This is a genomic window from Paenibacillus sp. FJAT-27812 (assembly GCF_001273905.1).
Classification (GTDB): domain Bacteria; phylum Bacillota; class Bacilli; order Paenibacillales; family Paenibacillaceae; genus Pristimantibacillus.
The window spans coordinates 111,603-123,622 of the sequence record NZ_LIGH01000001.1; the positions used below are offsets into that span (position 1 = coordinate 111,603).

The 12,020-nt window shown below is 45.5% G+C and carries 12 protein-coding genes; 5 read left to right on the forward strand and 7 right to left on the reverse strand.

Features of this window, described 5'->3' with window-relative positions; translation table 11 throughout:
• The first annotated feature begins 3 nt into the window (after positions 1-3).
• Positions 4-2,634: an S-layer homology domain-containing protein gene (locus ADU23_RS00485; protein ID WP_053371942.1), complete on the forward strand. Its 2,631-nt coding sequence runs from the start codon at positions 4-6 to the stop codon at positions 2,632-2,634.
• A gap of 45 nt (positions 2,635-2,679) precedes the next feature.
• Here ADU23_RS00485 and ADU23_RS00490 read toward each other — a convergent pair whose 3' ends face one another.
• Together ADU23_RS00490 and ADU23_RS00495 are read right to left on the reverse strand one after the other, a co-directional pair.
• Positions 2,680-3,657, reverse strand: coding sequence for a DUF4871 domain-containing protein (locus ADU23_RS00490; protein ID WP_053371943.1), 978 nt, complete (start codon positions 3,655-3,657; stop codon positions 2,680-2,682).
• Positions 3,654-4,205 (reverse strand): RNA polymerase sigma factor, encoded by a 552-nt coding sequence (locus ADU23_RS00495; RefSeq protein WP_442950596.1) that lies wholly within the window; start codon positions 4,203-4,205, stop codon positions 3,654-3,656. The genes ADU23_RS00490 and ADU23_RS00495 overlap by 4 nt, the downstream gene beginning before the upstream one ends.
• Positions 4,206-4,368: 163 nt before the next feature.
• On the opposite strand from ADU23_RS00495, the gene ADU23_RS00500 reads away from it, so the two are divergent.
• The gene (locus ADU23_RS00500) at positions 4,369-5,082 is read left to right on the forward strand and encodes a 2OG-Fe(II) oxygenase (RefSeq protein WP_053371945.1); all 714 of its coding nucleotides are present in this window, start codon (positions 4,369-4,371) and stop codon (positions 5,080-5,082) included.
• Between the two features lie 106 nt (positions 5,083-5,188).
• Here the strand turns inward: ADU23_RS00500 and ADU23_RS00505 are convergent, their stop codons facing one another.
• The 3 genes from ADU23_RS00505 to ADU23_RS00515 all read right to left on the reverse strand — a co-directional run bounded on the left by ADU23_RS00505 (position 5,189) and on the right by ADU23_RS00515 (position 7,049).
• Positions 5,189-5,758, reverse strand: a complete 570-nt coding sequence (locus ADU23_RS00505) for a 50S ribosomal protein L25 (RefSeq protein ID WP_053371946.1) — start codon at positions 5,756-5,758, stop codon at positions 5,189-5,191.
• Between the two features lie 87 nt (positions 5,759-5,845).
• A complete protein-coding gene (locus ADU23_RS00510) occupies positions 5,846-6,784 on the reverse strand; it encodes a DUF1861 family protein (protein WP_053371947.1) in 939 nt (312 codons plus the stop codon).
• Positions 6,756-7,049 (reverse strand): helix-turn-helix domain-containing protein, encoded by a 294-nt coding sequence (locus tag ADU23_RS00515; protein ID WP_053371948.1) that lies wholly within the window; start codon positions 7,047-7,049, stop codon positions 6,756-6,758. The genes ADU23_RS00510 and ADU23_RS00515 overlap by 29 nt, the downstream gene beginning before the upstream one ends.
• Positions 7,050-7,247: 198 nt before the next feature.
• Between ADU23_RS00515 and ADU23_RS00520 the strand changes: the two genes are divergently transcribed.
• From ADU23_RS00520 to ADU23_RS00530, 3 genes are read left to right on the forward strand one after another with little or no spacing between them, the layout of a single operon-like run.
• Entirely contained in the window at positions 7,248-8,432 is a 1,185-nt protein-coding gene (locus ADU23_RS00520) for a glycosyltransferase family 4 protein (RefSeq protein WP_053371949.1), read from the forward strand.
• Positions 8,432-9,538, forward strand: a complete 1,107-nt coding sequence (locus tag ADU23_RS00525) for a glycosyl transferase (protein ID WP_053371950.1) — start codon at positions 8,432-8,434, stop codon at positions 9,536-9,538. Before ADU23_RS00520 ends, ADU23_RS00525 begins: the two co-directional genes overlap by 1 nt.
• A complete protein-coding gene (locus ADU23_RS00530) occupies positions 9,531-10,610 on the forward strand; it encodes a mannose-1-phosphate guanylyltransferase (RefSeq protein WP_053371951.1) in 1,080 nt (359 codons plus the stop codon). Before ADU23_RS00525 ends, ADU23_RS00530 begins: the two co-directional genes overlap by 8 nt.
• 52 nt (positions 10,611-10,662) lie before the next feature.
• Here ADU23_RS00530 and ADU23_RS00535 read toward each other — a convergent pair whose 3' ends face one another.
• Entirely contained in the window at positions 10,663-11,349 is a 687-nt protein-coding gene (locus ADU23_RS00535; RefSeq protein WP_053371952.1) for a DNA alkylation repair protein, read from the reverse strand.
• Between the two features lie 13 nt (positions 11,350-11,362).
• On the reverse strand, positions 11,363-11,977 hold the full coding sequence (locus ADU23_RS00540; RefSeq protein ID WP_053371953.1) for a DNA-3-methyladenine glycosylase family protein: 615 nt from the start codon (positions 11,975-11,977) through the stop codon (positions 11,363-11,365).
• Positions 11,978-12,020 lie beyond the last annotated feature (43 nt).

Below are 12,020 nucleotides of genomic sequence, written 5' to 3' on the forward strand. Positions count from 1 at the left end.
GACTTGTCATTGTTTAAAAAAATGAAAAAATCTGCAAGTTTTTTAGTTGTGCTTGCGATGTCCCTATCGCTATTTAGTAACGTGTGGGCAGCTGAGAAGCCTGCTTCTGATGATCTTAAGAATCATTGGGCGGAAACCAATATGCGCAAATGGATTGAGCAAGGATTGCTTCAAGGATATGACGACGGCTCCTATCAGCCTAATCAAGCCATTACCCGAGCTGAATTGATAGCCTTAATTAATCGCTCATTCAAGCTGACTGAGCAAGCAAAAATTTATTTTACTGATCTGACAAGCACGAACTGGGCTTATGCGCAAGTAGCTGCCGCAGTAAATGCTGAATACGTAAAAGGCTATGAGGATGGAACCATTCGTCCCAACAAACAGGTTACGCGCGAGGAAGCTTCTGGCATGATTGCAAGCCTGCTCAAGCTTGAGCTTGGCGGCGATGAAGGCACTGAGCAATTTAAAGATGAGTCTAAAATTGCGGCATGGAGTAAACCTTCGGTAGCCGCACTGGTGAATAAAAAGGTAATTAGCGGCTATACAAACGGAAACTTCGGACCGCAGGATAAACTTACGAGAGCGCAAGCTGTAACCTTGCTTGTAAATGCCCTTGGAATGTACATACCTGACACTAATTATGATAAAGCAGGCGTATATGGCCCTGAGAGCGGTACGCAAACGATAAAAGGAAACGTTATCGTCTCCTCTGCTGGCGTTACGCTTCAAAATACCATTATTGAGGGTAATCTAACGATTGCCGCAACGGTTGGTGAGGGCGATGCCATCTTTAAGAAAGTATCCGTCAAAGGGACAACGTCCATTCAAGGCGGCGGAGCGAATTCCATTCATTTCGAGGACTCGGTACTCGTACGGATTACAGTTGACAAGAAAGATGGGTCAGTACGCGTTGTCGTTGCTGGAGCCACTTCCGTACAACATGTTTTGGTGCAAACGCCTGTCAAATTGGAAGAGTCATTCGTTACGGACAGCGGTTTTAAAGATGTCGAATTATCGAATGTGCTGCCTGCCAACTCGCAAGTACAGCTTACTGGAGTATTCGAAAATGTTAATGTTCTTGCTTCAAACATCAAAGTGAGCATACCGAGTGGAACGATTAACAAATTGAATATCGATTCTGCTGGATCAAACGCGGAAGTGAACCTAGGCAAGGATGCTAAAGTCTTGCAGCTCGTACTCGATGCGGTTGCCAAGTTGATAGGACAAGGAAAAGTAGAGAAGGCGATTGTCAATAACGGCGCGAAAGGGTCCAGCTTCGAGACCAAGCCTTCTGAGGTCAGTGGAGATGGAGCATCCAACACGACTCCCCCTAGCAGCGGTGGCGCAATTGGAGGCGGATCCAATGGCGGTAATAACGGTGGGTCCGATGGCGGATCTAATGGCGGTGGCAGCAGCAACGGATGTGAAGGTGCAAACCCGCCGATAGAATGTAAGGATGCTTCATTAATGGATGTATCGCTTAAAGGATTGTCTCTTACTCAGCTTGATACGAACTATTACGAAAAGGAAATTGGCTTTAAGCCAGACGTATTCTCTTACAGCGTCATTGTTGATCGCAACATTCAAGCCCTGACTGTTCCTGTCACGGTAACTAAATCCACTTATGAGAAAGTTTTTTACAGAGTCATTAGCGGCCATGGAAACACGATTGAAAATAAAGAGCTGCAAACAGATACGAGCACTTTTAACGTAAACATCGCTCCACTGAGCGACAATACCGTAGTGCTCAGCGTACTTAGCGGCGACAAATTGCATATAAAGGAATATACGATTAACATTCATTATCCAAGAACCATTCAAGAGGCTTCGATGATTAAACGGCAAAGTACTTATAAAACCGATGCTCAAGGCAATCAATCTCTTGAATATACGTATTTATTTGAACTCAGTATGGTTGAAGGAAAAAGGCTGCTCTCAACTGATTCTATTGAACTTTACAAATCAGGTGAATTAACGCCATTTAAAACCTGTACCTCTGATTATTGCATGTTAAAAGCTGATTCTATTGCTTCAGCAACCGGTTCGTTTGATGTTAAAGTCATTCGTGATCAAGAGCTTTTGTACAGCGGAACCTATCATTATGATATGACTCCTGTAACGAGAATTACCGAAAATTTTGGAGTTAGGGCCGTAACACTAAGTAAGCAAGAGTTAATTGACGCTTTTAAAGAAGAGCCATATTTCCAAACGCCTTTTAGAAATGCTTACACCATTTATCTTGACCCACAAAAAATTACGCAAGAACAGCCTAACGCCAAATATATTGGATACTCATACGAATCCATACTACTAAAGACGAGCAGCTATCCTGAAGCTCCGGGGAAAGATAACCTTAAGTTAAATACAGCTCCGTTTGAATTCAATTTCCGAAATATCGGATTGTCAGCGAGAGCGATCAATGCGGATGACGGCAAAGAATACTCGCTTGTTAAATTTTACTACCATCAAACCACTGATCCACAGGCTCCAAAAAATGTAGACGATATTTTCTTCTATATTTACTTATATGATGCAAATTATAAGGTTATCGGGTATTATGTCATTCCTGTCACGTTTGATGAAGATCATGTGGCCGATGGTTATACTTCGCTTCATACTTGGAATCCTTAAAGTTCAATATCCAGCAGGAAGGGCGCACCGCCCTTCCTCTCCCAACTACTCCCCCTTCTCCACCTGAACAACGACATTTCCGAACCACTGCTTGTTAATCATGACGATTAGCTTCCATTTCCCTGCATGCGGCAGCGTCATCCCAGACGGCAGAACAGCATCAGCTCCATTATGTTCTCCTGGGCTAACCCTGCTCTCAAATACCGTCAACAGCTCATTTGTCGACTCCCGAACAGCATAAATTTGCAACCCTCCCGTAAGCTCCTCTTTCGCTCCCCAAAAATGCCACATATACTTATTTCCTTTGCCTGCAATGAAACCCGGATCAATAAATCCTAACTTCCCCTGGGTTCCTGTCATCGAATAAGATCCCGATACAAATGAAGGACTAAGCTCCCAGCCGCCGTCTGGAACGGTCCATTCCTTGCTGCCGCTACTTAACCCGTCAATGAACAATTCAAAGCGCCATTTCCCGCCTAAAGGAATAGCCATATCGGAAGCGATACGTGTTTTGGTAACGGCATCTACGGAGGAAAGCAGCCGTTTGTCTATTTCCTGCGCATTAGTATCGTTAATCGTCATTTCGGGAAGCTCCACTATGCTCATTCCCGATTGCTGATGGGTTGCGATGATTTGTACTTTGTGGCCCATCAGCTCCTTAAGCTGTTTATGGATCATCCACATCGCACCTGCCGGTGTCCCCGCAATCATCTCTCCGCCTGGGAACATCTCCCACTTCGCACCATCAACTGTTCCTGCATTTCTATTGTTCTCTCCGACAAAGAAGGTCCGATTAAACCCATCAGTCGAAATAAACACCATTGCAGCAGCAAGGATTGCAATAATAGGCACAAACCAACCAAGCTTAAGGGATCGTTTGCCAAAAGGCTCTTTCTTCCGCCTCCGCATGCTTATTTCCTGCAGCAGCCTCTCGCTTTTCGCCGCAGTCCATTTTTGGCCCTCAACCGGAGGTTTTAACAAAGCCTCATACCAGCTTGGCTTCGAATCATGATTCGTTTTCATAGCTTCCCACCCTCCTCCTTCAGCATAAGCTCCATTAGGGCGCGGGCTCTGTGCAAGCGGGATTTGACCGTTCCTTCTGATATTTGCAGCATTCCAGCCATCTCCGAATACGAAAGCTGGTAGTGGGCATCGAGAATCAACACTTCTCTCTGCTTGGCTGGCAGCTTTAATACCGATTGCCAGATCGCGCTCACGCCCATTTGATCCAAAGCTTCCAGTTCAGCCGATCTTTGACTAGACGTATGTGAAACGGAACCCATTAACAAGACCCGCTTAATAAAGGAGGATTTGAGCCAATTGATCGACTTGTTCCTCGCTATCGTCAGCAGCCAGGTTTTGGGTGAGCTTCTGCCTTCAAAACGATGCAGCAAACGATACGCGTTTAAAAAAACATCCTGCGTGATGTCATCCGCAGCGTCCTTGCTCTTGACTAATAGGAAAATATAATGCCATACATCATCTCCATAAACAGCCATCAAATCCGCAAATATCGAATCCATGTTATCACTTGTTATCGTGATACTCTTCAAGTACTCCAAGCCGACCACCTCATTTAATTAGACAACGGCGATACCGAAATGTTCCATTAATCGTCCATCATTTTGTGATCTTGCGCTTACATTCGAAATGCCGTACAGCTGGCTGCGTTAGAGGGTATACTGTTCGTAAATCACATCGACTTGCCAATCTATCGTGGAGGAGGTTTTCAACATGCCTGATCATCTGCTTGAGAAAATAGCTCAGCTGAATTGGCATTTGATTCAGCAGCAAATAGACGAGAGCGGATTCTCGAAGCTCCCCCCTTTGTTAAACAAAGCGGAATGCAAGGAAATCATCGATACCTATGAGAATCCGGACCATTTTCGAAACACGATTAACATGGCCAGATACCGCTTTGGTATAGGGGAATACAAATATTACGAAGCGCCTCTCCCGCCCTTGGTGCAGCAGCTGCGTGATCGGCTGTATCCAGAGCTTGCAAAAACAGCTAATCGCTGGCTTGAACAATTGGGGCATGACTCCTCATACCCAGCTGCGCTATCCGAATTTCTGGATCAATGCCACAGCGAAGAGCAAGCCCGCTCCACACCGCTTATATTAAAATACGAAGCTGGAGGCTACAACTGCCTGCATCAGGATTTGTATGGAAAAATCTATTTTCCCTTCCAAGTCGTATTCGCACTTAATCAGAGAGAGGTCGATTACTCTGGCGGTGAGTTTCTGCTGGTGGAGCAGCGGCCGCGGGCGCAAAGCCGGGGCCATGTCATTACGCTTGAGCAAGGCGAAGGACTGATCTTCCCCACCAATCATCGTCCTACAGCAGGAACGCGCGGCTACTATAAAACGACGCTAAAACACGGGGTTGGCACGATAACAGCGGGAACCAGGTACAGTCTAGGCATTATTTTTCATGACGCCAAGTAGCTATGAAAATATCCCCTTCCAGCAGCTGCGATTAGATTCATAACCGATGAATCTTACGCAAGCTGCCCGAAGGGGATACCATTTACATCTATTTAAATGTGAGTGATTATGCTGTTTCTTCGACTTCCGCATGTACCGCTTTGATTTGGATCATGACCGTAGCCGGATCAGTTAACACTTCGATTCCGTCCATGAAGATCAAATCCGAAACGAGAAGCTGATCGCCTGCTGCAAGGCCGCTAATGTCCACTTCCATTGAAGTCGGGAGAACGTCTGGCATGCAGCGGACTTCCACTTCATAGATGTCCACTTGCAATGTGCCGCCGGATTTCAAACCGATAGCGTCGCCAGAGAAATGGATCGTTACTTTGCTATCCATCATTTTTGTCATATTCACATGATGGAAGTCAATATGCAGCAATTTGCCGGACATGATTTCCTTTTGAATATGTTGAACGACGATTGGAATGACTTTCTCATCCGCTGTCTTGCCCTGCAAAATAGCGCGTGGATTTTTTTTCAAAATATCCAGCATTTCCTTTTCGTTCACTTCTAGCGACATCGTATCTTTACCAATTCCATACAATACAGCTGGGATGCGTCCCTGTTTTCTTGCTTGATTCATGTGAGACTTTGTTTCACCAGTGCGCTTGCTTAATTGAATAAATTTACTCATTTGTTTGTTCCTGCTCTCTTTTGACCATAAATTCTTGTCAGTCATAAGTATAACATGACCATAGAATCTAGTCAAACCAGCCCCTGCTCACCATTCATACTCGATAAACGGATCAGGAATCTCAATCTGGTAAGCCTCCGCATCACTTACGCCTACAGAAAGTATCGCTCTGCCGTTGCTGCATCTGATAATCCCGCCGCTAAAAATAACATCTTCAAGGTCCGGCCGTTTGCCGGGTCCTCTTGGAAAATCGCCTCTTACCGCAATGATTTTAATCGGTGTTTTCTCGCAGGTATCTGGATTGATCGAGAAAACCATCGAATAATAATGCTTGCTGCCTAACTCATCAAAGCAAGCGATATGCCCCAGAACGCCAACATGCCCATTTTTCAATAAATGCGCTTCGTTAGCGCCTCCCCATTCCTCGGGAACAAATTGGTCACGCAGCACCTCGGCATCCATGAATGTTTGCTCATCAAGCTCATCAAGCGAATCAATGACCGTAAATCCGATTTGCCCTCTTCCACCTCTTGCCCCTTGCGGCCTTGTAAATATGCCTACTCTGCCATCTGTCAGCTCGATCAGACGAATATCCTTCATCGTACCGGGGCCGGAGGAGAAGTGGCACAATGAATCTATTTGAAACCCGCGGTAAAATTGAGTGACCCATGATACGATGTTTAGCGGATTATCGGCTGCCGTGATTACTTCAACCCCGCCAATGATCAATTCACCTTTGATAATCGACACGCATGGGTCCTGCAAATTGTACGTATGCGTATGTATGCGCGGACTCCAAACCTCATTTTGGCATGTAAAAAAGAAGACTTGAGAGAACTCGCTGTTCCGTTCCTCAACTCTTCCTAAGATCACTTCCTCCCCGTCATATGGAAAAGGGGCCGTTATATTATACACATCTCGGCTGCCAACCCCAGAGAAAACAAGCTTCTCTACGTTCGTCGTGCGGGGACTCGCATAAAATGTATCCAGGAGCTGTTTACACGTTTTCGTCATTTCCTTTGTCATTGCCGTCCTCCTGATGATCAATCGATTCATCTTGCGCTCCATGTCGATCTTCATCCTGGTCGATTCTAATGAGCTGTCCCGGCTGGACATTAAAGTATAGACAAAGCTTTAGCAGCAAATCCCTTGGATACTGCACCATCTCATCCTTATACATTCTGCGTATGGAATCAAAATGGTAGTTCACATCTTTGGCAAGCTTGCGTATCGATAATTTTGGATCATGATTTTCCATAACTTCTTTTAAATTACTGCGTATGACTGGCACACATACACCTCCTACATAAATATATATGGAGAATAGTGGAGAGTCAATAAATTGACAAGAAAAAATGGTCATGTTATAGTTTGAACAGGAAATAATTTTCAATTTTCTGAAAATAATACAAAACCTTCCCGCTGGAAATAAAGACCTCTTTATTTCTTTTTTTTATTCAAAAATCGCAGTTCAGTATGGAGGCTCTGTATGATAAAAAATAAAAGCAGCAAACGAAACATCGTTTTTCTAGGAACAAGCTTGCCGAGAGAATGCGGCATCGCTACATTTTCACAAGATTTATTAGACCAGCTCGAGCATATTCCCGGCTTCGATAAACCTCATATAATAGCTGTCAACAACAACGAAACTTACCAATACGACGAGCAAGTGATCAAGGAAATTAACCAGCACAACCAATCTGATTATTCGGAAGCAGCAGACTATCTCAACTTCTCGGACGTTGACCTTCTCGTGATCCAGCATGAATTCGGCATTTATGGCGGAGAAAGCGGGGAGCTATTGATTCCTTTTGTAGAGAAACTTAGCATTCCGTATATCGTCATCTTTCATACCGTGCTAACAAACCCTTCTGCCAAGCAGCGCCATATCATGAACCGGGTTGCAGAGCTCAGCGTCAAAGTCGTAACGATGGCGCAGTCAACCGTCAACGATTTGAGCATGATCTATGGCATTGATGCCTCTAAAGTCTCTTTCATCCACCATGGCGTACCCTATGTAAAAACCGAATCACGCGCCAAGCTGAAAGAGCAATACGGCTTCGCGGACCGAAAGATTTTATCCACCTTCGGCTTTCTAAGCCCCGGCAAAGGAATTGAATATAGCATTGAAGCCATGCGCGGTGTAGTCAAGCAGCATCCGGATTCCCTTTATATCGTATTTGGCAAAACGCATCCGGTAGTCAAACAAGAAACGGGCGAGGTTTACAGGCAAAAGCTGATGGGGCTAGTGAACGAGCTTGGTCTCCAGCATAACGTTCTCTTCGTCGACAAGCTTCTGACGCAGGAGGAAGTTATTGAATCGCTCGTTATGTCAGATATTTATATGACTCCTTATTTGGGCAAAGATCAGGCGGTTAGCGGCACATTGGCTTACGGAGTCGGATATGGCAGAGTCATCGTTTCCACCCCCTATCGATATGCCACGGAAATGCTGGCTGACGGCCGAGGACTGCTTGCAAATTTCCGCGATGCCGCCTCTTTGGAAGCTTGTATCCTTCAATTGCTAGATAATCCTGAGCTGATAAAAGAGATGGAGAATCGCACTGCCGAGCTTGGAAAGACGATGCTCTGGAAGGAAATCGCCAAAACCTATGCCGAACTCTTTCAAGAACAAATATCGATTTCAAAGTTAGACAATAGGAGTGTGATTTAATGGAGGTACAAACGATACTGCAGTTCAAATCCGGATACATGCGCAGAATAACAGATGATACGGGAATTTTCCAGCATACCAAATTTGGTGTGCCCGATCGTTCAAAGGGCTATACGACCGATGACAACGCACGGGCCTTAATTGCAGCCGTCTTATTGTACAACAGCAAAAGAAAGGCAGCTGTTCTTGACCTCATCCATACTTATGTCTCCTTCATCCATCATGCGCAAAATGCCGCCGGAAACTTTAGAAATTTTATGGACTATAGCCGTTCATTCGTAGAGGAAAGCGGTTCGGAGGATTGCCAGGGACGAACGCTTTGGGCTCTTGGATTTACGTTAGCCCACTCCGCCTCCTTGCCAGATAATCTATTAAACACCTGTCGTTATTTGATTAATCAGGCATTGCCGCATATCGAAGCGCTCGGTTCTCCCCGCGCTAGTGCCTATGCCATTATCGGGCTAAGCTGCCTGATTGAAACCCCTAAAGCATTGACTTACTCCTTCCCCTATCCCCATACCCCAACTACCGAGGAAGAGGCAGCTTTTCTGCCAAGAGCATTCATACTCGAACTTATCGAAAATATGGCAGCAAGGCTGCATGATCAATATAACCGCAACAAAGGAAACGGTTGGAACTGGTTTGAAGACAGCCTGACCTATGGAAATGCAATGCTGCCTTGGGCGCTATTAAAAGCATTCCGTATTTCAAATAACAACAATTTGAAGGAAACAGCCAAGGAAAGCTTGGATTTTCTAGCCTCCAGAACTTTCTCCAAAGAAGGGTATTACAAACCGATTGGCAGCCACGGCTGGCTGCTGCGCGGCGGAGAGTCCGCTCCCTACGACGAGCAGCCGATTGAAGCATGCGAAATGCTCCTAGCATGCAAGGAAGCAGCGATCATTCTCCAAGATCCCGCTTATTTAAAGCAAGCCGCGTTATGCTATGATTGGTATTTGGGACATAACTCATTAAATACCTCTCTCATCGATCCTCAAACCGGCGCTTGTTATGACGGCATCCATCGTACGGGGTTAAACCTGAACCAAGGCTCGGAGAGCATCATTTCCTTCTCTATCGCCCATTTGGTAATGCATCATGAATAAATTTGCTACCATACTGGCAGGCGGGGGCGGAACCCGCTTCTGGCCATTGTCTAGGCAAGAGATTCCGAAGCAGCTGCTCAACATTAGCGGAAATGATATTATGCTAAACGATACGATCGAACGTTTCAAAGGCATTATTCCGCAGGAGAACACCATCATCGTGACGAACCGCTCACAAGCCGTATTGCTTGAGAGCATCATGCACAGCAGCGTGCTCAGCCGCAATATTTTGATCGAGCCAGTTGCCCGGAATACAGCGGCAAGCATACTGTTTGCAGCGCTAGCCATTGAAAAGAGCTATGGTGATTCTTTAATGGTCGTCTTGCCTTCCGATTCTTATATAACGGATGAAGATCAATTCCGGCTTACGCTGGACGAGGCATGTACGGCCGCGATCGAAACTGACAAAATCGTAACGATCGGCATTAAGCCAACCTTCCCATCTACCGGCTACGGTTACATCGCCTACGATAAGGAGCCTATATCTTCGAATCCTGTCGCTATCTATGAAGTAGCCGAATTTGTAGAGAAGCCGAGCTTCCAGAAAGCGCAGAGCTACCTTTCATCAGGCAATTATTTGTGGAATAGCGGCATGTTCATTTGGAAAACATCCGTTATCATCGACAATTTCAAGCGTTACCTGCCTCGGCTGTATAAAACGATGCTTCCTCTTCGCGACTACCTAGGCACGGAGCAGGAAGAGGAAATGATTAACCGCATATATCCGACGCTCCAAAGCATCTCGATTGATTACGGCATTCTTGAGCGCTCCGATGACGTCATTGTTTTATCCGGTCAATTTGGCTGGAATGACATCGGCAGCTGGGATGCGCTTGGCGCCATCTTCCCTCCTGATGAATCAGGCAATATTATAAAGGCGAACCATATGGGAATCGATACACGCCATTCGATCATCTACGGAAACGGCAGGTTAATTACGACGATAGGCGTAGACGGCTTTATCATTGCGGACACCCCGGATGCCCTTTTGATCTGCCCGAAGGATAAGGCGCAGTCCGTCAAAGAAATCGTTGAGCTGCTCAAGCAAAACGGAATGACTGAATTTATTTAAAATACAACAAAGCAGCCTGTCATTTGTAATAAAACAAATGCGCAGGCTGCTTTTATTTCCGCTTCATGCTGCGGATCATTTTTTTGGTATCCTGATCCACACGGTAGGACTCTGTTATTTTTTGCAGAGCTTTATTGTAGGTGAACACATCCAGGGAATTGCGCTCCAAATAGCTCAGGGTAGGCGCTGGCAGCTTAATAAAACAAATGGATATCGCCCATGCGACCGCCATTTTGACATAATAGTCATCACGCTTTACACGGTCGAGTAAGGATAACACCCTATCGATATATTCATCCTCTATGTAAAAATCAAGCAGCATCACGACACCAAACCGGATATCATAAGGCTGATTAGACGTTAGATACGGCTGTAAAAAATCCCATACCCGCTCCTTATTCGCCTTCGTAAATTTTAGCCCGATACAAAAACTATCGCATACCGACCAATTATCGATCTTGGGCACAAAATCAGCGACATAACGCAGTATTTCTTCCACGTCCGTTTGCAAATAACCGATGACCATGCCCTGAAGCATGACCTCTTCAAAATATTCGCTCTCCGCATGCTGCAGGTAGCTGCGCCAATCATCCTTCACTAATTGCTTTGCGAGCTTGCGCAGCTCAGGCAGCCGAACCCCCATTACATTATTAATCGTTGGGATTAGCGCCGCAGAAAATTTTTGATAAGCAGGCTCGGACAATTCCAATAGCTGCTCCTTAATCGTTTTCCCTGCCATTTTTTAACCCTCTTTACTCAAATGAAATTTGCCACAAGTAAATCGAAGCGACGGAACCCATAGGCGAATAACGCTTGCGATAGCGATCAAACTCTTCTTTGGTAATGGAATCCAGCCGATAGAGCTTCATCATTCCGCGGCGAATGGCAATATCACCCCAGCTGACAACATCACGGCGCTCCATCGCGTTTATCAGCATCATCTCTGCCGTCCATTTGCCTATTCCATTCAAGGCTGACAGCTTCTTAATGACCTCCGCGTCGGATAAGCCATACAGCTCATCAAGCTTCAAAGCATCTTCAACAATCATATCGGCAATATGCTTGATACAAACCGCCTTTTTCATCGTTATCCCGCAGCGTTGAATATCATCAGCGGACTGCTTGGCAATATGGCCTGGTGTAATCTCGCCAAATTGAAGCTGCATTCGTTCCCAAATCGTGTGCACGGCCTTAACGGAAATAAGCTGCCCTACTATCGCATGAACAAGCGCCGTGAACAGGTCGGGAATGATGACGCGCTCAACCTTGCCCATTCGCGTCATAGCAGCCCCAAGCGTTTCATCCACGCTTTTGAGATAGTCGATTTCGGCTTGCCCGTACTCAAAATACTTTGTTATCACTGCCATAAGTTTAATCACCTATTAAGTAATATACTTCACTTGTTTTCAT

What these genes read in the sequence shown, in the direction of transcription:
- ADU23_RS00490 (WP_053371943.1), bottom strand. Translation starts at nt 3,657, where the DNA reads ATGAAAACGAATCATGATTCGAAGCCAAGCTGGTATGAGGCTTTGTTA.
- ADU23_RS00500 (WP_053371945.1), top strand. Translation starts at nt 4,369, where the DNA reads ATGCCTGATCATCTGCTTGAGAAAATAGCTCAGCTGAATTGGCATTTG.
- ADU23_RS00505 (WP_053371946.1), bottom strand. Translation starts at nt 5,758, where the DNA reads ATGAGTAAATTTATTCAATTAAGCAAGCGCACTGGTGAAACAAAGTCT.
- ADU23_RS00510 (WP_053371947.1), bottom strand. Translation starts at nt 6,784, where the DNA reads ATGACAAAGGAAATGACGAAAACGTGTAAACAGCTCCTGGATACATTT.
- ADU23_RS00520 (WP_053371949.1), top strand. Translation starts at nt 7,248, where the DNA reads ATGATAAAAAATAAAAGCAGCAAACGAAACATCGTTTTTCTAGGAACA.
- ADU23_RS00525 (WP_053371950.1), top strand. Translation starts at nt 8,432, where the DNA reads ATGGAGGTACAAACGATACTGCAGTTCAAATCCGGATACATGCGCAGA.
- ADU23_RS00530 (WP_053371951.1), top strand. Translation starts at nt 9,531, where the DNA reads ATGAATAAATTTGCTACCATACTGGCAGGCGGGGGCGGAACCCGCTTC.
- ADU23_RS00535 (WP_053371952.1), bottom strand. Translation starts at nt 11,349, where the DNA reads ATGGCAGGGAAAACGATTAAGGAGCAGCTATTGGAATTGTCCGAGCCT.
- ADU23_RS00540 (WP_053371953.1), bottom strand. Translation starts at nt 11,977, where the DNA reads ATGGCAGTGATAACAAAGTATTTTGAGTACGGGCAAGCCGAAATCGAC.